This is a genomic window from Nocardioides sp. Z35_8, assembly GCF_059621125.1.
The window spans coordinates 351917-374214 of sequence record NZ_JCAQIE010000003.1 but is presented as its reverse complement, the minus strand read 5'-3'; the positions used below and the strand labels follow the sequence as shown (position 1 = coordinate 374214).

Here is a 22298-nt window from a genome sequence, read left to right as displayed (position 1 = left end):
CCCACGCCGAAGCCGCTCCTTGACACAGAGGGGTGCCAGATCCGGGTGCATCACGGATGACGACTCTGGCACCCTGCCTTATCGTTAGCGGCCAGCCTGCTCAACGCCCAGCGCTGGTACTGGGCGTCACTGAACCCAAGGATGACGGCACCGTTCGAGTCGGACCAGGCCCCAGGAGGCGCCGTCCCTCAGTGGGCGGCGACCTCCGAAAACACCTCAGGACATGGCGCCCTCTACGCGCGCATCTCGGCATGAGCGGGCGCTCGGTTCGCGGCGGGTCCGGCGTTTCAAGCGACCTCCCTGCAGGCGTCGCGCGAGTGCGCCACACTGCCTCAGTGAGCGCCGGGGGGATGGGGAGAGCCGTATCTCTTGCCTGTGTCGTGATTTCGCTCAGCGCGTGCGGCGGGGCACGAGCCGTCGACGGCGGTGACGCGACCGTGCTGGTTGCCGAACGAACTGGTGGAGGCATGGACGCACGCCTCGAGGGAACCCTTGCGGTCGTCGATGGGTGCTTGGGCATCACTGATGTCACTACGTATCGCGACACGGTCGTCGTATGGCCGCACGGCACCGAGGTGACGAGCGACGCCCCCACCACCATCGAGCTCCCCGGCGTTGGCGAGATCGCTGTCGGCGAGAAGGTCTCCGTCGACGGAGGCGTGAACAGGAGCACCACGGGTCGGGTCGGCGGGCTGGTCGTCCCGTCCTACTGCGACAGCACCGAGATCTGGCTCGCGCGCTGACTGACTGGACCCGCACGGACGACTCGCCCCGGGGACCAGACCCAGCCTCAGCGAACCTTCCACGTCGTCGGAGGCCACCAGACTCCGCATCCCCGGACCACCGTGAAGGTCGAACGTGGGCAACACCTGATCCTCGCCCCTGTAGCCGGCCGCCCTGACGTACGCGCCGACGTAGGTGCGGACGCCCCGGTCACCCGAGGTGGAGGGCCCGTCCACGACGTGTGGGAGCGTGGGAGCCGTGACCGTCCCGACCATTCGTCCTGCTCATGAGGCCGACATGGAGCGTCTGGTCGAGGTGGAGGTCGAGGCCGGGCAGCTGTTCCACACCGTCGGCATGCCACTGGTCGCTGAGGACGTGCCGGACAGGGACGATCTGCGCGAGGCCATCGAGCGAGGGCAGGTCTGGGTGGCGCAGATCGGCGCGGAGGTCGCGGCCTACATCACCGCGGAGGTGCTCGACGGGAACGCGCACGTGGCCCAGGTGTCGGTAGCACCCGCGTACGCCGGTCGACGTATCGGTCGGGCCTTGCTCGAGTTCGTGGAAGCGTGGGGTCGCGACGCCGGGCTTCCTGCCACCACGTTGACGACCTTCAGAGACGTCCCGTGGAACGGCCCCTACTACCTCCGTCTCGGCTATCAGGTTCTCGCAAGCAACCACGTCGGCCCGGAACTGGCCCGGACGATGGCGCACGAGGCGTCGCTTCCGGGGATCGACGGCTCCTTGCGGTGCGCGATGATCAAGCCCAACCATCCGGCGGCCGCCGTCACCTGAAGGCGGCGAGCCGCAGAACCAGTCCGTTCTGCAACCGCGGCGGCGACGACGGTTGGCTGAGCGGTGCACACGCACGCTCATTCGGCGATCTCCCGAAGCCTGAACCCGCAGGCAGATGAGCCCGCTCCTGGCGTCAGCGCACTGGGCGCGCGACTGCGCGCGACTGCTCGCGTGGCTCCTCCCCCGGAGGAGCCCAGTGCCACGCCCACGTCAGGGAGGCGCCGTCCCAGCCCGGGTGGATCTCCATGGCAGGTCCCTCGACGTCCGCGACGTAGCGTCCGGGGCCCGTCCTCCGGAAGGTGACGACCGTGGGGAACTCACTGGCGACGACGTGCAGAGCGGAAGCCGTCACGATGGTGTGCTCGACGTGCTGGAGTCCGGAGACACCGACGGCCTCGTAGTCGACGCTCATCGCGTGCTCGGTCAGTCGGCGTACATCGATGCGGCACTGGCAGTCCCCGCTCTCCGGCCCGGTCACCGTCCCTCGGTAGAGCCCTGCGGGAACGGCCAGCATGTTCACCATGGCGCGATTGCACCACAGCGCGGACGAACCTGCGGTGGTCATCGCGGTCGTCACGCAGGGTCGGGTCCGATCAGAGTCGCAGCACGCGCCCGGCGACGACGAGGTGCACCTCGTCGCAGGCGGCGGCGACGCGTTGGTTGACCACGCCCAGCAGGTCGCGGAAGAGGCGACCGGAGCGGTGCTCGGGCACCACGCCGAGGCCGACCTCGTTGGTGACCAGGACGACGTCCTGCTCGCACCGCACCAGCGCCTCGACGACCTCGTCGGTGCGCGCCAGCACGAGGTCGTGGACGGCGTCGGAGTCGTCCTCCCACGCGTCGTGGGTGTCGATGATCGCGGTCAGCCAGGTGCCGAGGCAGTCGACGAGGAGGGGGTCGCGGGCCGCGGTGAGCGCCCCGGCCAGGTCCTGCGTCTCGAGGGTGCCCCAGGAGTCGGGGCGCCGGGCGCGGTGGGCGTCGATCCGGGCCGCCCAGTCGGGGTCCTGCTCGCGGTCGGGGGGCGTCCCGGTGGCGACGTAGGTGGCCGGTGCGCCTCCGATCAGGTCCTCCGCGTGGGTGGACTTGCCCGACCGCACGCCGCCGGTGACCAGGATCCGCATGGCGCGATCCTGTCAGGTCGCCGCGGATCGGACGCAGCCGCATGGGTACGGGTCGACATGACCGCCGACGACCCGACCCCGTCCAGTCCCGCCGACGCCACCGCAGAGACGACCGGCGACACCACCGGCGACACGACCGGCGACACCGCCTCGGGAGGCGGTCGTCCGCTCGCGGTCGTGACGGGCGCCTCGAGCGGCATCGGTCTCGAGCTCGCCAAGCAGTTCGCCGAGCACGGCTTCGACCTCCTCGTCGCGGCCGAGGACGACGAGATCGCGGTCGCCGCGGCCGTCCTGCGGGCCGAGGGCGACGGGGAAGTCGAGGCGGTGCAGGTCGACCTGCGCAACGAGCAGGGAGTGGCCGCCCTCTACACCGCCATCCGTGCGGACGGTCGCCCCGTGGCCGCCATCGCGCTCAACGCCGGCCACGGCCAGGGCGGCGCGTTCGTCGACACGGACCTCGCCGACGAGCTCTCGATCATCGACCTCAACGTCGTCTCGACCGTGCGCCTGGCCAAGCTCGTGCTCCGCGACATGGTGGCCGCCGACGCGGGCCGGGTGCTGGTGACGTCGTCGATCGCCGCGACGATGCCGGGCTCGTTCCAAGCGGTCTACAACGCGTCGAAGTCGTTCCTCCAGTCCTTCACCGAGGCGCTGCAGGACGAGCTCAAGGACACCGGCGTCACGCTGACCTCGCTGATGCCCGGACCGACGGACACCGACTTCTTCGAGCGCGCCGACATGGCCGACGACACCGCGGTCGGCACGTCGAAGAAGGACGACCCCGCGCAGGTGGCCCGCCAGGGCTTCGAGGCGCTGATGGACGGCAAGGCCCGGGTGGTCGGCGGCGGACTGAAGACCAAGGTGCAGGAGGCCGCCGGCAAGGCGATGCCCGACAAGCTCAAGGCGGCGATGCACCGCAGGATGGCCGAGCCGGGCTCCGGCGACTGACCGACCCCGGGAGAGGGCCGCGCGCAGCAGCCGTCAGCCAGTGGCGGCGGCCAGGACCAGCACGGCGAAGGTGACCTCCACGGCCGCGCCGAGCACGTCGCCGGTGATGCCGCCGAGGCGGCGTACGCACCGCAGCAGCAGGGCCAGCACGACGGCCACCGCAGCCGCCAGTCCCACCACGGTCGATGCGGCCGAGCCGAGCCCGTGGCCCGCGAGGGCCGCGGCCGCGCCGCAGACCAGGAGCGACGCGACGGCGGCGACGACCGGCACCGAGCCGACGTGCGTCGCTCCCAGGCCGTCCGGGCGTGCCGCGGGCACACCGCGCACGCACGAGACGGTCAGCGCGACGCGCGAGACGCACACCAGCAGCCCGACGACCCACCAGCCCCGGTCGTCGCGCACCACGGCCGTCAGCCCGGCCGCCTGGAGCCCGGCGACGAGCACCACGGCGACCACCCCGGCCGGGCCGACCGGGCCGGTGCGCATCACCTCCAGCGAGCGGGCGGGGGAGTAGGAGGCGGTGAGCCCGTCGGCGGTGTCGGCGAGCCCGTCCCAGTGGAACGCCCGGGTGCCGAGGGCCAGCGTCAGCACCACGACGTACGCCGTCGCAAGCGGAGGCAGGCCGATCCAGCCGCCGACCAGCACCACGACCGCCGCGGCGGCCGCGAGCGGCAGCACGGCCAGCGGCGCGAGAGCCATCGCCAGCCCGGCGACCCCGCGGTCGACCCGGCTCGGGGGCGGGACCCGCACGGCGGTGAGGGTCCCGGTCGCGAGCAGCCAGGCGTCGCGCACGATCACGAAGGCATGATCTCCGACAGCAGCGCCACGTCGCGCAGGACGGTGATCGCCGAGCGCAGCACCGGGACGGCGGCGACCGCACCGGACCCCTCGCCCAGCCGCATGCCGAGGTCGAGGACCGGCTCCAGGCCCAGGGACTTCAGGGCGTGCGCCTGCGCCGGCTCGGTCGAGCGGTGCCCGGCCAGCCACCACGCCGCGGCGCCCGGCGCGTGCGCCTCGGCCACGACCGCGCAGGCGAGCGACATCAGGCCGTCGAGGAGGACCGGGACGCCCCGCCTGGACGCCTCGACCAGGAAGCCGACGGTGGCGGCCAGGTCGGCGCTGCCGAGCGCGGCGAGCACCTCGACCGGGTCGGACGTGCGGCCCTGCGCGCGGGCCAGCGCCTGCTCGATCACGTCGCGCTTGCGGCGCCACCCGTCGTCGTCGATGCCGGTGCCGCGACCGGTCACCTCGTCGGCGGGCAGCCCGAGCACGGCCGCGACGAGCGCCGCCGCGGCCGTGGTGTTGCCGATGCCGAGGTCGCCGGTCATGAGCAGCTGGGCGCCGTCGTCGATCTGCTCCGCGGCGAGCTCGGCGCCGAGGGCGAGCGAGCGCTCGGCCTCGTCGCGCGTCAGGGCGTCGGCCAGGTGGATGGGCTCGGAGCCGCGGCGCACCTTGCGGGCGGTGACCGCGTCGGGCAGGTCGTCGAGGTCGGCGTCGACGGCGACGTCGACCACGCTCACCGCGACGCCGTGCGCACGCGCCAGCGCGCTCACGCCCGCGCTCCCCGCCACGAGGGTGCGCACCATCGCCTCGGTCACGGCCGCCGGGTAGGCGGACACGCCGTGGGCGGCGACGCCGTGGTCGCCCGCCAGCACCACGAGGCGTACGTCGGTCAGCGGGCGCGGGGGCACGACGCCCTGCGCGGCGCACAGCCACGCCCCGAGCTCGCCGAGGCGGCCGAGCGCCCCCGGTGGGGTGGCGAGTGCGGCGACGCGATCGCGGGCGAGGGTGGCGATCTCGGACGGGGGCGGGGCGATGCGCGGCGACTGGGTCATGGCGCCACCAGCCTAGTGAGGCGCGCGCCCGGACGGCCTGCGAGTCTTGCCCGGGTGACCGGCCACTCCGTCCTGCAGCTCCCGGTGCCGGCGCTCGAGGAGTGGGTGCGCGAGCGCACCGCCCACTACGACGCCGGTTTCGTCTCGACCGACGCGCGCTTCGGGCACGCGCACATCACCGCGCTCGGTCCCTTCGCGCCCAGCCCCACCGACGCGGACCTCGGCACGGTCGCGGCGATCGCGGCCGCGACCCCGCCGGTCGCGGTCAGGCTGGCGCGGCTGGACCAGTTCCCCAGCGGGATCATCCACCTCGTGCCGGAGCCCGACGAGGCGCTCCGAGACCTGACCGCGCGCCTGGTCGCGGCGTTCCCCGCGTGGCCGCCGTACGGCGGGGAGTTCGGCAGCGACGTGCGCCCCCACCTGACCGTGGACGCGGCCTCCGACGACGTCGACCTGGCCTCCACCGCCGCGCTGCTCGCCGACGTCGTGCCCGTCGACGTCGTGCTCGACCGGCTCCAGCTCGCCTGGTGGGAGACCGACCGCTGCCATGTGCTGGCGGAGTGGCCGCTCGGTCGGTGACCGGACGTGCGAGGATCACCGCATGGCTACCTGGGCACACCTCGAGATCACCGTCGACGACCAGGGCAACGTGGAGGTCGGCGGCTACAACGCCGACCCCGAGGCCCTCGTGGAGGACACCGAGTCGTGGGAGGACCTGCTGTCCACCCTCGGCCTCAGCGGCTGGGAGCTGGTGCAGGTCATCCCGGGCGTCGAGACCACCTACTGGTTCAAGCGCCAGTCCTGATCCCGGCGTGAGCGAGGTCCACGACCGCTTCCGGTCGGCGTCGGCGGGCGCCGAGTGGATCTTCCACCGTCCGCCGTCGACGCCCGCGGCGATGCTGCGCGACCTCGCCGACTTCGCCGAGGCCCACGACATCGGGTGGGACCGCTACGGCGAGCGCGGGGCCGTCGCCGAGCTCGAGGCGCGGGTCGCCGGCCTGCTCGGCAAGCCGGCGGCGGTGATGTTCCCCAGCGGCGTGATGGCCCAGCAGGCCACCCTGCGCGCGTGGTGCGACCGTGCGGGCTCACGCCGCGTCGCCCTGCCCGACCTGTCGCACCTCGTGCGGCACGAGCAGGACGGTCCCCGGCGGGTGCTCGGCCTGGAGCTGGAGTGGCTCACCACCGGCCCCCGCACCGCCACCGACGAGGACCTCGCCGCCGTCGGCGGCCGGCTCGGGGCGGCGCTGGTCGAGCTGCCGCTGCGCGACGCCGGCTGTCTGCTGCCGCCGTGGGACGAGCTCGTCGCCCTCTCCGCCGCCGCCCGCGAGCGCGGGGTGCGGCTGCACGCCGACGGGGCCCGGATCTGGGAGTCGGTCTCCTACTGGGGCCGCGACCTGGCCGAGGTGGCCGAGCTGTTCGACTCGGTCTACGTCTCGCTCTACAAGGGGCTCGGCGGCTCGAGCGGGGCACTGGTCGCCTGCCCCGAGGACCTCGCCGGCGAGCTGCGGTCGTGGCGGCAGCGGATGGGCGGCACGATCTACTCCATGACGACGGCGGCGCTCGGCGGGCTGAAGGGCCTCGACGAGCACCTGTCCGACTTCGCAGAGCATCGGGCCTGGGCGGTCGCGCTGGCGGTGGCGCTGCGCGAGCGCGGCTTCCGCACCGTGCCCGACGAGCCCCACATCGCCACCTTCCTGGCCTACGCGCCCGGCACGGCCGAGGAGGTCAACGAGCGCGTCATCGCCTTCGTCGAGGAGCGTGGCCTCGTCCCGTGCGGGCTGTGGAGCGGCGCCGACGTGCCGGGCTGGGTGCAGACGGAGCTGACCTGCTACGAGTCGGCGTCCCGGCGCGACCCGGCCGAGGTGGCCGACACCATGGCCGCGGCCGTCGGGCTGGGCGCGGCTCACCCCTAGCCCGGCGTGGTCGCCGCGCCTCCGGGCGTCGCGGGGCCGTGGCCTACATTCCTCCCGTGAGTGCCCAGGCCCCAACCGCGGTGATCCTCGTCCGCGCGACCAGCTTCGTCCCCAACCCCGCGACCGCGGCCGACAACGCGTTCCAGTCCGAGGCCCCCGCGGGGCAGACCGACTACACGACGGCCGAGAAGGCGCTGGCCGAGATGGACGCGCTGGCCGCGGCGCTGCGCGACGTCGGCGTACGGGTGCACGTCTTCGACGACGACGACCACACCCGCCCCGACAGCGTGTTCCCCAACAACTGGGTGTCCACCCACGCCGGTGGCACCGTGGCGGTCTACCCGATGTACGCCTCCAACCGCCGCCACGAGCGGCGTGCCGACGTCCTGGAGCTGCTGAAGTCGGAGTACCGCGTGCAGGCGATCATCGACTACTCCGGCCTGGAGCCCGACGGCGTCTTCCTCGAGGGCACCGGCGCCATGGTGCTCGACCACGTCTCGCGGGTGGCCTACACCGCGCGCAGCCACCGCGCCGATGTCGCCGTGCTCGAGCGCTTCTGCACCGACTTCAACTACGAGCCGATGGCCTTCGACGCCGTCGACTCCGACGGCGTGCCGGTCTACCACACCAACGTGCTGGCCTGCATCGGCACCGACGTCGCGCTGATCGCCCTGGAGATGATCCCCGACGAGCACCGCCGCGAGCAGGTGCGCGAGCGGCTCGCCGTCACCGGGCGGACCATCGTCGAGCTCACCGAGGCGCAGGTGCGCGAGTTCGCCGGCAACGCCGTCGAGCTGTGCGGCCGTACGCCCGACGGCAGGCGTCGCTACGTGATGGCGATGTCGGGCCGCGCCCGACGCTCGCTGCGCCCCGCGCAGGTGGCCGCCATCGAGGAGACGTGCGAGATCGTCTCGGTCGAGATCCCGACCATCGAGCTGGCCGGCGGGTCGGTGCGGTGCATGATCGCCGGCATCCACCTCGACCGGCGCCCGCCGCTGGCGGAGGCCGAGCTCACCGAGGCCGTCGAGGCGATCAACGTCGACGACCCGATCACCCCCGACGGCCGCTACGTGGCCAAGGACTACGTCTGACCTGGACCGCGATCTGGGGGCACCGGATCGGCCTCCGCCGCCCCCTCGGCGACGGTCAGTGCCCGTGCCCGTGCCCGTGCCCGTGCCCGGTCCGCACGTCGAGCCAGACCAGGCGGTGGTCGGTGACCGGGAACGGGTAGGTGCCGACGAGGCGGAACAGGGGGTCGGCCGCGACCGGCCAGAACACGCCGGCGCCCGCGACCGCGAGGCGGCTGCTCGGCAGCACGTAGTCGACGCGCAGGTTGCCGGGGGCGTTGTCGGCGAAGTCGGCGGTGTCCTCGGCCGCCGGGCCGGTGTGGGTGAGGTTGGCGCCCCGGTCGCGTGCGGTGGCCTCGACCGCGCCGGCCGAGGTGGGGTGGGGATCCTGGATGCCCGGGTGGTCGAGCAGCTGGAGGATCGCGTCGGCGTAGGAGTCGCCGTCGAACGGGTCGGCGTTCTGGTCTCCGGCGACCACGAAGTCCTGGTCGCGACCGAGGCCACCCGTGGCGCCCTCGTCGTCGTAGATGTAGGACGCCGCCCGGCCGCCGCTGACGTAGTCGGCCCAGAAGCGGATCTCGTCGTGGTTGCGCCGCCCGTTGCGGTCCTCCGGGCCGTCGAAGCTCGGCGGCGTCGGGTGGGAGACGAGGAAGTGGACCGGCTTGCGCCCCGGGATGCGGATCGGCACGTCCCAGTGCGACTTCGAGGACAGCCGGAGGACGTCGAGCTCGGCGGGGGAGTACCAGCCGTCGGGCAGCACCGCGCCCGGCATGTCCTTCCACAGGAATCGCTGGAAGGTGCGCACCTCGTCGGTGGCGATCGGGTACTTCGAGTAGACGACCATGCCGTACTGGCCGGGGAACAGCCCGAACCCCAGGGAGTCGTCGCCGCCGGCTTGGGTGCCGGGGACGCCGACGACGCCGTTGTTGTCGAGGTCGTAGCCGCTCGGCACGCCGGTGTTGCTCGGCGCGACGTAGTAGTAGGGGTAGTCCACCGGGGCGGCGCCGTTCTGGCCCACGGCGAGGTAGTTGTCGCGGAACAGCTCGGCCGCCTCACCGTCCGGCGCGTAGTCGAACTCGTTGACCAGCACCACGTCGGCGTCGGCGCGCTGGATCGTCTCCGCGGCTCCGGCGGCCTGCGGGTTGCCGGGCGTCGAGAGGTCGGCGACCAGCCCGCCCTCGGTGCCGCGGTTGAGCGAGGCGTTGAAGGTGGCGAAGCGGACCTCGGTGGACCGGGGCGGCGTGCCGGGCTTGCCGGGCTTGGTGGGATTGCCGGGTTTGGCGCTGGCTGTGCCGCCCGGCCCTGCGGCCGGCGAGGCGAGCGCGGGCCCGCCGAGTCCGGCGACGGTGAGGGCCGCGACGGCGGCGAGGGCGAGGCGGGTGTGCCGAGAGCGCATGGGGGTGGGTGCCTTCCGAGTCAGGGGGTCGCCAACGTACGACGCAGCCGCCCGGTCGTGGAAGACGGGTGCGGCCGTCCACATCGCTGCCAGGGCACCGACCCCACGACGGGCCCTGCGATGCTGTCGCCCGTGATCCCCAGCCCCCGGCGTACGGCCATGCTCCTCGTCGGGTGCGTCGTGCTCGGCACCGGCGTCGCGCTGCTGCTGGCGGCCGACCTGGGCTCCGACGGGTACTCGACGTTCGTCAACGGCCTCACCCTCACCTCCGGGGTGGCCTTCTGGATCGTCAACCTGGTGGTCGGCGTGGTGCTGGTGCTGCTGGCGATGCTGCGCGGGGTCCGCCCGGGGGTGGGCACCGTCGTGCAGGTGGTGCTCGTGGGCATCGTCGTGTCGGCGGTGCTCGACCTGCTGGCGACGCCGGACGCGCTGGGGTGGCGCGTGGCGCTGCTCGTCGCGGCGTTCCCGGTGCTCGCGGTGGGCATCGCGCTCTACCTCGGCAGCCACACCGGCGCCGGTCCGGCGGAGGCGGCGGCTCTCGCGTGGGACCCGCCGGTGCCCTTCCGGTGGAGCTACAGCGTCGTGCAGGGCGGGGGAGCGCTGGGCGGCTGGCTGCTCGGCGCGACCGTGGGGGTGGGGACGCTCGCGGTGATCCTGCTCCTCGGTCCAGCGGTGGACCTCACGGCGCGGATCCTGTCGCTGGATCTCCACCAGGAGGCGGATCCCGCCGATCAGCGGGCGACCTAGTCTGAGCGCCATGTTGATCTGCGAGGAGCTGTTCCTGCTGCTGCGACGCGACGACGGCAAGCCCGAGAGCGCCATGGCGCACCGGGGCTACGGCCTGGCCGCGGCCGTCGTCACCGACCTGGTGGTCGCGGAGCGGATCACCCTGAGCGACGACAAGGACCCCCGGATGACGGTGCTCGTGCCGGGACCGGTCGGGCACCCGGCGCTCGACGCGGCGATGGCGCGCCTGGAGCAGAAGGACGGCAAGAAGCTGTCGTCGCTGGTGACCGACGGCAAGCTCGCCGTCGAGCGCGAGGTGGCGGTGGCACTCGAGGCGGCCGGGACGATCGACATCGAGGAGAAGCGCGCGCTCGGCCTGGTGCCGGAGAAGTACCCCGTGCGCGATCCCGAGCCGGAGCGACGGGTCCGCGAGCGGCTGCGTGCGGTCCTGCTGGGCAGCACCCCGACGCCCGCCGACGCGAGCCTGCTCTGCATCCTGCAGGGTCTCGAGGTGGCGCCGAAGGTGCTCGAGGACGAGTCGGGGGCCCTGGGCAGGAAGGACCTCAAGCGGCGCATCGCGGAGATCTCCACCGACGTCGTCGCCGGCGAGGCGGTGGCGAAGGCCGTGGCGGCGATGAACGTGGCCATGATGACCGCCGTCGTCGTGCCGATCGTGGTGACGAGCGGCAACTGATCGCGGCGCCGCCGTGGTCTGCCGGGTCCGGACGTGGAGCGGTCGCGAGACCGCAGCACACTGCGCAAGGGCTGCGGTCCCGCGACCAGGGGCGAGAGATCGGGCGACGGATCGGGCGAGGATCAGGCGCTCAGCTCGGCGTGCTCGCTGCCGCGCCCCGATCCCGTCTGGGTGATCTCGATCTTGCGGGGCTTGGCCTTCTCGGCGACCGGGACGATCAGCCGCAGCACGCCGTCGGTGTAGGACGCCTCGATCCGCTCGAGGTCGAGGTTGTCGCCCAGCACGAGCTGGCGGCTGAACGCGCCGCGCGGGCGCTCGGAGGCCAGCGGCTCCCAGTCGCCGTTGCGGGCGACGCGCTCGGCGCGCACGGTGAGCACGTTGCGCTCGACGTCGAGGTCGATGGTGTCGGCGTTGACGCCGGGCAGGTCGAACTCGATGACGAAGCGGTCACCCTCGCGCCAGGCGTCCATCGGCATCACCGCGGGACGGTTGGTCGTGCCCAGCAGCTGCTGGGTGAGCCGGTCGAGGTCACGGAACGGGTCAGTGGTGCGAAGCAACATCGTCTCCTCCTGGTTCGGTGCCGGGTGGACCGTGGGTCCACAACCTGTATTGATGGTTATAGGTTTCTTATAGCCCATCTGTCAGACTTGGTGCAAGCCCCTCGCGACACCGACGAGGGACGCGATCCCGACGACCCGAGGAGGTGCCCGCGTGGCGGCTGACGACCACGGTGTGTACGCCATCTCGGTGGCGGCCTCGATGGTCTCGATGGAGATCCAGAACCTGCGCGTCTACGAGCGGCGCGGGCTGCTGCGCCCCGACCGCACGGAGGGCGGCACCCGGCTCTACAGCGCCGACGACGTCGCGCGCCTCGCGCGGATCCGCGACCTGCTGGCCGACGGGCTCAACCTCGCCGGCGTCGCCCGGGTGCTGGACCTCGAGGACGAGGTCGACCGGCTCCGGGCGCGGCTCGACGAGGCGGGCGATGAGTCGGGCGATGAGTCGGGCGATGAGTCGGGAGATGAGTCGGGAGATGAGCGGCGGGAGTCAGCCTGACGCCGGCCGGCCGGTGAGCACCCGCACCGCGAAGTCGGTGGTGAAGTCGTTGTCGAGGAAGCCGACCACCTTGGTCACCCGGTCGAGGTCGAGCGGCAGCAGCCCGCGCGAGCCGGGCACGTCGGGGGTGAGCCCGAGGTCGAGGTCGTCGCGGCCCGACATCATCGCGACGTTGAAGTCGTAGCGCTCGCGGGCGCCGTCGGCGCGCAGCCGGCGTACGACGGTGCTGCCGACGCGGCGACCGCCCGTCTCGGCCGCCCAGTCGTCGAGGGCCGCACGCAGCCCGTCGCCGTCGTTGTGGTCGACGTCGGCCCAGGCGGCGTCCATCGACCCGGCGACGTCGAGCAGGATCGCGGCCGTCTTCTCGCCGATGCCCTGCACGCCGGGCAGGTTGTCGCTGGAGTCGCCGCGCAGCGCCGCGAACGCGAGGTAGTTGGCCGGGCGCACCCCGTAGAGGTCGAACAGCCGCGCGGGGGTGAGCATCGGCGAGCCGTGGATGCCGCCGTCGATCAGGCGCAGCACCCGGGTGTGGGGGCTGATGTGCGCGAAGGCGTCGCGGTCGGAGGTGATGATCACGCAGTCCCAGCCGTTGGCGGTGGCCCAGGTGGCCCCTGACGCGTTCACGTCGTCGGCCTCCAGCCCGGCCGGGGTCACGGTCGCGAGCCCCAGGGCGTCGAGGAGGGCGCCGGCCCGGTCGAGCTGCTCGACGAGCTCGGGGTCCTTCTCGGCCCGCCCGGCCTTGTAGTCGGGGTAGCGGTCGCGCCGCAGCGAGCCCGTGCGGTCGTCGAGGCCGAAGACCACGGCGTCGGGGGCGAACGAGTCGATCGACTCGAGGATCTGGCGGAGCATCCCGTGCAGTGCCCAGATGGGCCGGCCCTGGCGGTCGCGGAGCCCGGTGTGCGAGCGGGCGTGGTGGTTGCGGTGGAGCAGCGACGGCGCGTCGACGACGAGCAGCAGGCGACGGGACCGGGTCATCGGGCGGTGGGGTGCGCCGGGCCGGTCATGCGCCCACGATAGCGAGCGGCCAGCGTCCTAGGCTCGGGGGTGACAACCCCGTCCACCCCAGGAGTGAGACCTTGATCTTCATCACCGCGAAGTTCTCCGTGAAGCCCGATCACGCCGACGACTGGCCCGAGATCTCGCGCGCCTTCACCGAGGCGACGCGCGCCGAGGAGGGCTGCCTGTGGTTCGACTGGTCGCGGAGCCTGGCCGACCCCCACGAGTACGTCCTCGTCGAGGCCTTCCGCGACGGTGCGGCCGGGGCTGCCCACGTCGGCTCGGAGCACTTCAAGGCCGCCCAGGCCGAGCTCCCGCAGTACCTCGCCCGCACCCCGGACATCGTGAGCACCGAGGTCGACCAGGACGGCTGGAACGAGCTCGGCGAGATGCGGGTCGGCTGACCGGTGGGTGGGTGAGGCGCCGCGGCCCGGTCAGGAGGGCGGGTGGCTGACGTCGACGACGAGGCGCGGCGGGTCGGTGAGCGCGAACGCCCGGAAGGGGCGCGCGTCGCCGTCGAGGCCCACGAACACCTGGAGGTATCCCTCGAACCAGCCGCCGACGCGGACCTCGGCCAGGTCACCGGACGGGCCGAGGCGACGGGGGGTCTCGTAGGACCCCGGCTCGGGCATGGCGGTGCCGGACGCGCTGATCGTCAGGACGCGGTCACCCTCGAGCGGCACGACCTCACCGCTGCCCTCGGCGACTGCCTGATCGGCGTACTCCACGGCCCAGCCCGGCGCACCGCTGCCGGCGAGCTCCAGCACCAGCCGGTCGAAGCCGTCGTGCTCGCCGAGGCGCACGTCGGCCAGCTGCAGGTCCCACTCGCCGGAGGGCTCGCTGAGCTGCACCTCGGTGGCCGGACCGAATGCGGGCCCGTCGGGCGTCGCCGGCTCGGTCGGCGGCTCCGTGCTGGGCTCGGTCGCCGGCTCCGTGCTGGGCTCGGTCGGCGGCGCGGTGCTGGGCTCGGTGGGCTCGCTGGTGGGCTCGGTGGCGGGCGGATCGGTCGCGCTCACCCCGGTGGGCGTGACGCCGGTGCCGCAGGCGGCCAGCAGCAGCCCGCCCGCCGTCACGGCGAGTGCTGCTCCCACACCACGCCTCATCATCGTCCCCGTCCCGTCGTTCGGTGGCCGTCGGGCGCTCCTCGCGCCCCGTGCGCCCAGCCTAGGGGCCGCGGCGTCGGGCGCGCGTGACCCCGCGGCGTGGGTGTCACGGGCGCAGCAGGATCTTGCCGCGTCGCCCCGGCGCCGCACTGGCACGCGCGGCGTCGGCGATCTCGTCGAGGCCGTAGACCTTCTCGACCGGCAGCGTCAGCGTCCCGGACGCGATGCCGGTGACCAGCTCACCCATCAGCGCTGCCCGCTTGTCGCGCGCCATGGCGGGGAAGACCTTGCTGCCCCAGAAGCCCTTGATGACGACCTGCTTGAAGATCACGTCGCCCGAGCTGATCTCCATCGTGGGCGAGGCCATGGCGCCGAAGACCACCAGCACCCCGTCCTCCGCCAGGAGGGAGACGACGTCGCCGGCCGAGGTGCCTCCGACGGAGTCGACGCCGGCGACGACGGGCGCCTCGCCGACGATCTCGCGCACCCGCTCGCGCCAGCCGTCGTCGTCGGTCGCGACGACCCGCTCGATGCCCTGCTCGCGCAGCTCGCCGACGCCGTCGGAGCGGCGGACGAGGCCGAGGACGTTGACGCCGCGCGCGGCGGCCAGTTGGGCGACCAGGCGGCCGACCGCGCCGTTGGCGGCGTTCTGCACGATCCAGTCGCCCTCGGAGACCTCGAGGAAGTCGAGCAGCGCGATGGCGCTGAACGGCATCGAGACCAGCTGCGCGGCGGCCTCGTCGCTGATGCCGTCGGGCACGGGGGTCAGCCCGGCTGCCGGGGCGACGACCCGCTCGGCCCAGGCGCCGAAGGTGCCGCCCGTGGCGACGCGCTGGCCGACGGTGAGACCGTCGACGCCCTCGCCGAGCGCCTCCACCACGCCGACCAGCTCGGTGCCGGCACGGGCCGGCATCTCGGGCTTGAAGCCGTAGCTGCCACGCACGGTCCAGAGGTCGTGGTTGTGGATCGGCGAGAGCAGCACGCGCACGAGGGCCTGACCCGGGCCGGGCTCGGGGTCGGGCACCTCCTGGACCGAGAGCACCTCGGAGGGGTCGCCGAACCTGGGCTGGACGAGTGCGCGCATGGGATTGCCTCTCGGGTGAAGGTCGAACGGACAGAGGGCACAACCACCGATCCGGGCCGGCTATGCCGGACCGTGCCCATGGGGGTGAGGTCGGAGCGGCGCGAGCGGCGCACGCTGGGGGCATGCCCGGCGACCCGACACCCGACGCGCCGTCGGGCCGGCCCGCGACGGCCGATGTGGATCGGCGGCTCGAGGCGAGCATCCTCGAGCTGCTGGCCCGCCGCGGCCCCACCTCGACGATCTGCCCGTCCGACGCGGCGCGGGCCGTCGGCGACGCCGACTCGTGGCGCGAGCTGATGGAGCCGGCGCGCCGGGCGGCCCGTCGCCTCGTCGACCGGGGCCGGGTCGAGATCACCCAGGGCGGCCGGGTCGTCGACCCGGCGGCCGCCGCCGGACCGATCCGCATCCGGCTGCGGCGTTGACGCGTCGGCGCCCGGTCAGGGCATCACGGGCGGGACGAACTCAAAGGTCATCCCGAGCAGCCACAGCAGGATCAGCACGACCGGCAGGTGGAAGACGAACTGCAGGAAGGTGAATCCGACGAGGTCGCGGGCACGCACCCCGAGCACCGCCAGCAGAGGCAGCATGAAGAACGGGTTGACCAGGTTGGGCAGCGCCTCGGCGGCGTTGTAGATCTGCACCGTCCAGCCGAGGTTCATCCCGACGTCGGTGGCCGACTGCATGACGTACGGCGCCTCCACCAGCCACTTGCCCCCACCGGACGGGACGAGGAGCCCGAGCAGCGCCGTGTAGATCGCGATGACGACGGCGAACGCGCCGCCGCCGCCGATGTCGGTGAACAGGTCGGCGAGGTGCTCGGAGACGGTGATCCCGCCGCGGCCCTCGGCGCGGGTCAGCACGGCGGCCATCGCGGCGTACAGCGGGAACTGCACCAGCACGCCGGCGGTGGTCGGCACGGCCTTGGTGACCGCGTTGAGGAACCCGCGCGGGGTGCCGTGGAGGACCAGGCCGAGGATCAGGAACACCATGAGGTAGCCGTTGAGGCTGCTGATCACGGTGAGGAAGGGCAGGGTCGCGAGCTGGTGGACGAGCCAGCCGAGGGTCAGCAGCCCGACGAGGGCCGGCAGCACCCGCGAGTACTCGAGGCGCTCGCCGGGACGGGTGCGCGGCGCCATCGGCTCGACCTCGTCGGAGAGGTCGACGTCCATGTCCTCGGCCGTGCGGACCGCGTCGCCCTGTGGCGCCGACGCCCAGGCGACGGCGACGCTGAGGACGATGAGGACGACCGCCATCACGAGCGACTGCCAGGTGAGGATCGTCGCGCCGAAGTCGAGGACACCGGTGATCTCGAGCAGCTCCGGCGGCAGCGACGCCGGGGTCGCCTGCAGCTGGGCGGCGGACGAGGACAGGCCGAGCGCCCAGACCGCGCCGAGGCCGAGGTAGGCCGCCGCGCCGAGCGCCCGGTAGTCGGCGCGCAGGTCGGCGCGGCGCGCGATCGCCCGGGCCAGCAAGCCGCTGAAGACCAGGCTGAGCCCCCAGTTGAGCATCGACACCACGCACGACAGCAGCGCGACGAACGCCACGGCACCGCGCGGCGTCGAGGGGTAGAGCGCGATGCGCTCGATGATCCGCGCGACCGGCGGGGACGTGGCGACGACGTAGCCGGTCAGCACGACCATCGCCATCTGCAGCGTGAACGTCGCGAGGTCCCAGAAGCCGCCGCCGAAGGTCTCCGCCACCGTGACCGGGCTCGAGCCGTTGACCATCGCCGCGACCGACACCAGCACGACGCCGGCGAGGGCGAAGACGTAGGCGTCGGGGAACCACTTCTCGGTCCATGCGGCGCTGCGCTGGGCGAGGCGGGCGAGGCCGCGTTCTTCCTGGGTCTCCGAGACTGTCGACATGGAGCAGCAACGTAGCGGAGTGCGCGTCGGTTGACGCGTGCGCCGGCGGCGCTCGTGTGCGACACCTCCGCACCGATCGACTGAGCCGGCTCCGCCCGGAGCGGATCCGCCCCGCGCGGAACGCCCTGTGGCGCACGCCCGGCGCCCGTCAGGCTGGCGGCATGACCACCCACACCACCTCCGGCATCGAGGACGAGCTCGTCCGACGCCTGATGCTCCAGCGGATCATCGTCCTGGGCGAGGAGCTGCGCGAGGACAACGGCAACCGCCTCATGCACCAGCTGCTGCTCCTGTCGGCCGAGGATCCCCGCGCCGACATCAGCCTCTGGATCAACTCCCCGGGCGGCTCGGTGTCGTCGATGCTCGCCGTCCACGACGTCATGCGGCTGATCCCCAACGACGTCAGCACGCTCGCGATGGGCATGGCCGCCAGCGCCGGGCAGTTCCTGCTCTCCGCCGGCACACCCGGCAAGCGCTACGCGCTGCCGCACTCGCGGGTCCTGCTCCACCAGGGATCCGCGGGCATCGGCGGCACGGCCGTCGACATCGAGATCCAGGCCGACGACCTGCGGCACACCCGCGACACCGTGCTCGGGCTGATCTCCGAGCACACGGGGCAGGACCGCGAGACCGTCGAGCGCGACTCGCGCCGCGACCGATGGTTCAGCGCTCCCGACGCCCTGGCCTACGGCTTCGTCGACCAGGTGATCAGCTCGGTCGATCACGTGACGCCGGCGCGCGCCCGCACCGTCGGCCTGGCGGGTGTGCGATGAGCAGCTACGCGATCCCGTACGTCGTGCAGCAGACGCCGCGCGGCGAGCGCACCCTCGACCTCTACTCCCGCCTGCTGTCCGAGCGGATCGTCTACCTCGGCACGGAGATCGACGACGGCGTGGCCAACACGGTCATCGCCCAGCTGCTCCACCTCGCCTCGGAGAACTCCGAGCTCCCGATCAGCCTCTACGTCAACTCGCCCGGCGGGTCGATCACCGCGATGCTGGCCGTCTACGACGCGATGCAGTTCGTGCGGCCGCCGGTCGAGACCGTCTGCGTCGGACAGGCCGCGTGGACCGCCGCGGTCCTGCTGGCCGGGGGAGCACCCGGTCGCCGCGCGATCCTGCCCCACGGCCGGGTCGTGCTGCACCAGCCCGCCACCCAGGGACGCGGCACCATCCCCGACCTGATCCTGGAGGCCGACGAGGTGGCACGCGTGCGGCTGCTGCTCGAGGAGGTGCTGGCCCGGCACACGGGCCGCACCGCGGAGCAGATCCGGCAGGACACCGACCGGACGCTCGTGCTGCCGGGAGCGGCCGCCGTGGACTACGGGATCGTCGACACCGTGCTGCACGAGCAGGGCCCGGCGCTGGGCTGACAGGCGGGCAGGGAGGGCGGGGAGGGCGCCGACGGGGCGGGCCCGGGCGGGTCAGGCGGCCAGGGCGAGGGCGTCCGGTCGGCCGGCACGCACCGCGAGCCGCCGCACGCTCAGCTCGAGCGCGCCGGCGATGGCGTGCAGCATCTCCGACGACGGGTCCTTGAGGCCGCGCTCCACCTCGGAGAGGTACTGCACCGACACTCCCGCGCGGCCCGCGACGTCGACGAGCCGCTCGCCGCGCCGCCGGCGCTCGCGGTGCAGCTCGCGTCCGACGAGCTCGCGCCACAGCGGCTCGGGCGCCTGGTCTGCCGACTCGTCCGCCGGGCGGGCGAGGCGACCGGTCGCGGGATCGGGGAACCGCACGATGTCTCCCATGTGCTCGAACCTAGCTCCTCGGGGTCGGTTGCCCTCACGCGTTCTGCTCAGCGCGGAACGTCCGCGGGGCCCTTCACGTGCCGCAGAAGGTCTGGTAGCCGGCGAACGACTCGGGAGCCGGCTCGGCGTAGCGCTCCAGCCCCGGACGCTCGTCGTAGGGCGAGGTGACGGCCTCGACCAGCCGGTCGAACGGGGCGAGGTCGCCCGCGGTGGCGGCGTCCAGCGCCTCCTCCACGAGGTGGTTGCGCGGCACGTAGACCGGGTTGGTCCGGTCCATCGCGGTCGCGTCGGGTGCCAGGCGCAGCCAGCGGGCGGCCCATGCGTCGAAGGCGGCGAGGTCGAGGACCAGGCCGCGAGCGGGCTCGGTGTCCCCGCGGGCGGCGGCCCCGAGGCTGCGGAAGAACGACGTGTGGTCGACGTGCTCGGCCTGGAGCAGGCCGACCAGGTCGGCGACGATGCTCGACGCCTCGGCCGGGTCGACGTCGTCGGGCAGGCCGAGCTTGGCGCGCATCCCGGTCGACCATGCGGTGGAGTAGAGGTCGCGGAACCTGCCGAGCGACTCGACCGCGAGCGCCACCGCCGCGTCCTGCTCGTCGGCCAGCAGCGGGAGCAGCGACTCGGCGAATCGGGCGAGGTTCCACTCGGCGACGACGGGCTGGTTGCCGTAGGCGTAGCGCCCGCCGGTGTCGATGGAGCTGTAGACCGTCGCGGGGTCGAAGGCGTCCATGAACGCGCACGGGCCGTAGTCGATCGTCTCGCCGGAGATCGTCATATTGTCGGTGTTCATCACGCCGTGGACGAACCCGACGTGCATCCATTGCGCCACCAGGGAGGCCTGGGCGGCGACGACGGAGTCGAGGAGCGCGAGGTGGGGGTGGTCTGCCTCGGCCGCGGCCGGGTGGTGGCGGGCGATCGCGTGGTCGGCGAGGCGGCGCAGCAGGTCGACGTCGTCGCTCGCGCGGGCGTACTGGAACGTGCCCACCCGGAGGTGGCTGCTCGCCACCCGCGCCAGCACGGCTCCCGGCAGCACCGTCTCGCGCTGCACCGGACGCCCGGTGGCGACGACCGCGAGGCTGCGGGTGGTGGGGATCCCGAGTGCGTGCATGGCCTCGCTGACGACGTACTCGCGCAGCATCGGGCCGACCGCGGCGAGACCGTCGCCGCCGCGGGAGAACGGCGTGCGGCCCGAGCCCTTGAGGTGCAGGTCGCGCAGCCGCCCGTCGTCGTCGGCGAGCTCGCCGAGCAGGAGGGCGCGGCCGTCGCCCAGGCGCGGTGAGTAGCCGCCGAACTGGTGGCCGGCGTAGGCCTGGGCCACAGGAGTGGCGCCCTCGGGGAGGAGGGTGCCGGTGAGGAGCCCGAGGCCGTCGGCGCGCAGCCAGTCGGGGTCGAGGCCGAGGTCGGCGGCGAGCAGCGCGTTGAGGGCGAGCAGCCGCGGATCCGGGGTGGCGACGGCCTGCCACGGCAGGGCCAGCTCGGGCAGCTCGCGCGCGAAGCGGCCGTCGAGGACGAGGGTCGGGGAGGGAGCCGAGGTCACCTCCTCGACTGTACGCCGACGGCGGGGACGGCCCGTGCGTCAGCCGCCGCCGGCGGGCAGGGGCTCGAGCATGATGTCGGGGTTGTCGCGGGCGGTGACCATCGCCCGCCACTGGTCGACGAAGAGGGCGAGCCGGGTGCCGTCGCTGCGCTGGAGCACCTCGACGCCGCGCTTGCCGGCCAGGGCGCTCGCCCCGTCGGCGTCGGTGCGGCGGGCGACCTGGTAGTCGAGCCGGGAGAGCCGGATGGGCGAGTTGAACTCGTTGGTCATCCGGTCCTCGACGACCTCGAACTGCATCGGGCCGACGGCGGCGAGGACGGGGTTCTGGTCGCCGCGCAGGTCCGAGCGCAGCACCTGCACCACGCCCTCCTGGTCGAGCTGCTCGATGCCGCGGCGGAACTGCTTGTAGCGGCCGATGTCGCTGGCGCTGGCGGTGACGAAGTGCTCCGGCGCGAAGCTCGGCACGGGCGGGTACTCGATCGGGTCGCCGACGTAGACGGTGTCGCCCACCCGCAGGGACTGGGCGTTGACGAAGCCGATGATGTCGCCGGGCTCGGCGGTCTCCACCGCCGCGGTGTCGCGACCGAAGACCGACTGGGCGAACTTGGTCGCGAAGGGACGCCCGCTGCCGGCGTGGGTGACCACCATGCCGCGCTCGAACGTGCCGGACACGACGCGGGCGTAGGCGAGGCGGTCGCGGTGCGCGTTGTTCATCCCCGACTGCACCTTGAAGACGAAGGCGCTGAAGTCGTCGCCGGTCTCGCGGACCGACCCGTCGACGCCCGCGGTGGCGCTGGGGTCGGGGGCGATGTCGAGCAGCAGGTCGAGGAGCTGGGCCACGCCGAAGTTCTGCAGCGCCGAGGCGAACATCACGGGCGTGGTCTCGCCGGCCAGGAACCGCTCCTGGTCGTGGTCGGCCTCGTCGAGGGTGAGCAGCTCGTGCTCCTCCACGGCGGCCGCCCAGGTCGCCGCGTCGGCGTCGTCGACCTCGTCGGCGCCCATCCGCCGCTCGGGCGCGCGGGTCGCGCCGCCCGCGGTGCGGGTGTACTTCACGAACTCTCCCGTACGCCGGTCGAGCACGCCGCGGAAGTCGCCGGCCTCGCCGACGGGCCAGGTGAGGGGCGTGGGTCGCAGCCCGATCTTCTCCTGGATCAGGTCCATCAGCTCGAGTGCCGAGAGGCCGGGACGGTCCCACTTGTTGATCACCGTCATCACCGGGATGCCGCGCAGGGCGCAGACCTTGAAGAGCTTGAGCGTCTGCGGCTCGAGCCCCTTGCCGGCGTCGACCAGCATCACCGCCGAGTCCACGGCCGACAGCACGCGGTAGGTGTCCTCGGAGAAGTCGCTGTGACCGGGGGTGTCGACGAGGTTGACCACGTGGTCGCGGTAGACGAACTGGAGCGCGGCCGAGGTGATCGAGATGCCGCGGGCCTTCTCCATCGCCATCCAGTCCGACACGGTGGCCCGCCGGTCGCCCTTGCCGTGCACGGCGCCCGCCTCGGTGATCACCCGAGCGTGCAGGGCGAGCGCCTCGGTCAGTGTGGACTTGCCTGCGTCGGGGTGGCTGATGACCGCGAAGGTCCGGCGAGGGCGGGTGTCGGGCACCGCGCGAACCTACCGGCCCGCGGCCCCGACCTCCGCTTCGCCGCCAGCGCCCGAGACCCACGTCACGCCGGCGTAGGGCCGCGGTCCCTGCGG

The 22298-nt window shown here is 73.3% G+C and carries 27 protein-coding genes; 14 read left to right on the top strand and 13 right to left on the bottom strand.

Annotation, left to right across the window (positions count from 1 at the left end; all coding sequences use genetic code 11):
- The first annotated feature begins 335 nt into the window (after positions 1–335).
- Together AC54T2_RS16170 and AC54T2_RS16165 are read left to right on the top strand one after the other, a co-directional pair.
- Positions 336–743 carry a hypothetical protein gene (locus AC54T2_RS16170; RefSeq protein ID WP_496666688.1) on the top strand — a complete coding sequence of 136 codons (408 nt, stop codon included), beginning with the start codon at positions 336–338 and terminating at the stop codon, positions 741–743.
- Between the two features lie 238 nt (positions 744–981).
- Positions 982–1515 carry a GNAT family N-acetyltransferase gene (locus AC54T2_RS16165; protein ID WP_496666687.1) on the top strand — a complete coding sequence of 178 codons (534 nt, stop codon included), beginning with the start codon at positions 982–984 and terminating at the stop codon, positions 1513–1515.
- 133 nt (positions 1516–1648) lie between these two features.
- On the opposite strand, the gene AC54T2_RS16160 is transcribed toward AC54T2_RS16165, so the two are convergent.
- Positions 1649–2038: a hypothetical protein gene (locus AC54T2_RS16160; RefSeq protein ID WP_496666686.1), complete on the bottom strand. Its 390-nt coding sequence runs from the start codon at positions 2036–2038 to the stop codon at positions 1649–1651.
- 70 nt (positions 2039–2108) lie between these two features.
- Positions 2109–2636 carry a bifunctional adenosylcobinamide kinase/adenosylcobinamide-phosphate guanylyltransferase gene (gene cobU, locus AC54T2_RS16155; protein ID WP_186341837.1) on the bottom strand — a complete coding sequence of 176 codons (528 nt, stop codon included), beginning with the start codon at positions 2634–2636 and terminating at the stop codon, positions 2109–2111.
- Positions 2637–2693: 57 nt separating this feature from the next.
- Between cobU and AC54T2_RS16150 the strand changes: the two genes are divergently transcribed.
- Positions 2694–3584 carry an SDR family NAD(P)-dependent oxidoreductase gene (locus tag AC54T2_RS16150; protein ID WP_496666685.1) on the top strand — a complete coding sequence of 297 codons (891 nt, stop codon included), beginning with the start codon at positions 2694–2696 and terminating at the stop codon, positions 3582–3584.
- Between the two features lie 33 nt (positions 3585–3617).
- Here AC54T2_RS16150 and AC54T2_RS16145 read toward each other — a convergent pair whose 3' ends face one another.
- Both AC54T2_RS16145 and cobT read right to left on the bottom strand, forming a co-directional pair.
- Positions 3618–4382 carry an adenosylcobinamide-GDP ribazoletransferase gene (locus AC54T2_RS16145; protein WP_241005379.1) on the bottom strand — a complete coding sequence of 255 codons (765 nt, stop codon included), beginning with the start codon at positions 4380–4382 and terminating at the stop codon, positions 3618–3620.
- Entirely contained in the window at positions 4379–5419 is a 1041-nt protein-coding gene (gene cobT, locus AC54T2_RS16140) for a nicotinate-nucleotide--dimethylbenzimidazole phosphoribosyltransferase (RefSeq protein ID WP_496666684.1), read from the bottom strand. Before cobT ends, AC54T2_RS16145 begins: the two co-directional genes overlap by 4 nt.
- 54 nt (positions 5420–5473) lie before the next feature.
- Between cobT and AC54T2_RS16135 the strand changes: the two genes are divergently transcribed.
- The 4 genes from AC54T2_RS16135 to ctlX are packed head-to-tail and all read left to right on the top strand — an operon-like array spanning position 5474 to position 8423.
- Positions 5474–5998 carry a 2'-5' RNA ligase family protein gene (locus AC54T2_RS16135; RefSeq protein ID WP_489976205.1) on the top strand — a complete coding sequence of 175 codons (525 nt, stop codon included), beginning with the start codon at positions 5474–5476 and terminating at the stop codon, positions 5996–5998.
- 22 nt (positions 5999–6020) lie between these two features.
- Positions 6021–6224 (top strand): hypothetical protein, encoded by a 204-nt coding sequence (locus AC54T2_RS16130; protein WP_186341841.1) that lies wholly within the window; start codon positions 6021–6023, stop codon positions 6222–6224.
- Between the two features lie 7 nt (positions 6225–6231).
- Positions 6232–7332, top strand: a complete 1101-nt coding sequence (locus tag AC54T2_RS16125) for a beta-eliminating lyase-related protein (protein WP_489976204.1) — start codon at positions 6232–6234, stop codon at positions 7330–7332.
- Positions 7333–7388: 56 nt separating this feature from the next.
- Entirely contained in the window at positions 7389–8423 is a 1035-nt protein-coding gene (ctlX, locus tag AC54T2_RS16120) for a citrulline utilization hydrolase CtlX (RefSeq protein ID WP_186341843.1), read from the top strand.
- 55 nt (positions 8424–8478) lie between these two features.
- Here the strand turns inward: ctlX and AC54T2_RS16115 are convergent, their stop codons facing one another.
- A complete protein-coding gene (locus tag AC54T2_RS16115) occupies positions 8479–9795 on the bottom strand; it encodes an endonuclease/exonuclease/phosphatase family protein (protein ID WP_496666683.1) in 1317 nt (438 codons plus the stop codon).
- 132 nt (positions 9796–9927) lie between these two features.
- Between AC54T2_RS16115 and AC54T2_RS16110 the strand changes: the two genes are divergently transcribed.
- Both AC54T2_RS16110 and AC54T2_RS16105 read left to right on the top strand, forming a co-directional pair.
- Positions 9928–10542, top strand: a complete 615-nt coding sequence (locus tag AC54T2_RS16110) for a DUF6198 family protein (RefSeq protein ID WP_496666682.1) — start codon at positions 9928–9930, stop codon at positions 10540–10542.
- Positions 10543–10552: 10 nt separating this feature from the next.
- Positions 10553–11215: a GOLPH3/VPS74 family protein gene (locus AC54T2_RS16105; protein WP_496666681.1), complete on the top strand. Its 663-nt coding sequence runs from the start codon at positions 10553–10555 to the stop codon at positions 11213–11215.
- A 122-nt stretch (positions 11216–11337) separates the two neighbouring features.
- Here AC54T2_RS16105 and AC54T2_RS16100 read toward each other — a convergent pair whose 3' ends face one another.
- Positions 11338–11775 carry an Hsp20/alpha crystallin family protein gene (locus AC54T2_RS16100; RefSeq protein ID WP_186341847.1) on the bottom strand — a complete coding sequence of 146 codons (438 nt, stop codon included), beginning with the start codon at positions 11773–11775 and terminating at the stop codon, positions 11338–11340.
- A gap of 151 nt (positions 11776–11926) precedes the next feature.
- On the opposite strand from AC54T2_RS16100, the gene AC54T2_RS16095 reads away from it, so the two are divergent.
- The gene (locus tag AC54T2_RS16095; protein ID WP_496666680.1) at positions 11927–12271 is read left to right on the top strand and encodes a MerR family transcriptional regulator; all 345 of its coding nucleotides are present in this window, start codon (positions 11927–11929) and stop codon (positions 12269–12271) included.
- On the opposite strand, the gene AC54T2_RS16090 is transcribed toward AC54T2_RS16095, so the two are convergent.
- Entirely contained in the window at positions 12263–13246 is a 984-nt protein-coding gene (locus AC54T2_RS16090; protein ID WP_496666679.1) for a 5'-3' exonuclease, read from the bottom strand. The two genes, AC54T2_RS16095 and AC54T2_RS16090, sit on opposite strands and share 9 nt — an antisense overlap.
- Before the next feature lie 101 nt (positions 13247–13347).
- On the opposite strand from AC54T2_RS16090, the gene AC54T2_RS16085 reads away from it, so the two are divergent.
- Positions 13348–13671 (top strand): putative quinol monooxygenase, encoded by a 324-nt coding sequence (locus AC54T2_RS16085; RefSeq protein WP_186341850.1) that lies wholly within the window; start codon positions 13348–13350, stop codon positions 13669–13671.
- 30 nt (positions 13672–13701) lie between these two features.
- Here AC54T2_RS16085 and AC54T2_RS16080 read toward each other — a convergent pair whose 3' ends face one another.
- Together AC54T2_RS16080 and AC54T2_RS16075 are read right to left on the bottom strand one after the other, a co-directional pair.
- Positions 13702–14358: an AMIN-like domain-containing (lipo)protein gene (locus tag AC54T2_RS16080; RefSeq protein ID WP_496666678.1), complete on the bottom strand. Its 657-nt coding sequence runs from the start codon at positions 14356–14358 to the stop codon at positions 13702–13704.
- 118 nt (positions 14359–14476) lie between these two features.
- Positions 14477–15454, bottom strand: coding sequence for a zinc-binding dehydrogenase (locus tag AC54T2_RS16075; RefSeq protein ID WP_186341852.1), 978 nt, complete (start codon positions 15452–15454; stop codon positions 14477–14479).
- A gap of 122 nt (positions 15455–15576) precedes the next feature.
- On the opposite strand from AC54T2_RS16075, the gene AC54T2_RS16070 reads away from it, so the two are divergent.
- Positions 15577–15876, top strand: a complete 300-nt coding sequence (locus tag AC54T2_RS16070) for a DUF3253 domain-containing protein (protein ID WP_489976195.1) — start codon at positions 15577–15579, stop codon at positions 15874–15876.
- Positions 15877–15891: 15 nt separating this feature from the next.
- Here AC54T2_RS16070 and AC54T2_RS16065 read toward each other — a convergent pair whose 3' ends face one another.
- Positions 15892–17319, bottom strand: coding sequence for a short-chain fatty acid transporter (locus AC54T2_RS16065; RefSeq protein WP_186341854.1), 1428 nt, complete (start codon positions 17317–17319; stop codon positions 15892–15894).
- 161 nt (positions 17320–17480) lie between these two features.
- Between AC54T2_RS16065 and AC54T2_RS16060 the strand changes: the two genes are divergently transcribed.
- Together AC54T2_RS16060 and AC54T2_RS16055 are read left to right on the top strand one after the other, a co-directional pair.
- Positions 17481–18092: an ATP-dependent Clp protease proteolytic subunit gene (locus AC54T2_RS16060; RefSeq protein ID WP_489976194.1), complete on the top strand. Its 612-nt coding sequence runs from the start codon at positions 17481–17483 to the stop codon at positions 18090–18092.
- Positions 18089–18691, top strand: a complete 603-nt coding sequence (locus AC54T2_RS16055; RefSeq protein WP_186341856.1) for a ClpP family protease — start codon at positions 18089–18091, stop codon at positions 18689–18691. Before AC54T2_RS16060 ends, AC54T2_RS16055 begins: the two co-directional genes overlap by 4 nt.
- 51 nt (positions 18692–18742) lie before the next feature.
- Here AC54T2_RS16055 and AC54T2_RS16050 read toward each other — a convergent pair whose 3' ends face one another.
- The 3 genes from AC54T2_RS16050 to AC54T2_RS16040 all read right to left on the bottom strand — a co-directional run bounded on the left by AC54T2_RS16050 (position 18743) and on the right by AC54T2_RS16040 (position 22205).
- A complete protein-coding gene (locus AC54T2_RS16050) occupies positions 18743–19066 on the bottom strand; it encodes a helix-turn-helix domain-containing protein (protein ID WP_489976193.1) in 324 nt (107 codons plus the stop codon).
- 73 nt (positions 19067–19139) lie between these two features.
- Positions 19140–20600: a protein adenylyltransferase SelO gene (locus tag AC54T2_RS16045; protein WP_496666677.1), complete on the bottom strand. Its 1461-nt coding sequence runs from the start codon at positions 20598–20600 to the stop codon at positions 19140–19142.
- Positions 20601–20639: 39 nt separating this feature from the next.
- Positions 20640–22205 carry a peptide chain release factor 3 gene (locus AC54T2_RS16040; protein ID WP_496666676.1) on the bottom strand — a complete coding sequence of 522 codons (1566 nt, stop codon included), beginning with the start codon at positions 22203–22205 and terminating at the stop codon, positions 20640–20642.
- Positions 22206–22298 lie beyond the last annotated feature (93 nt).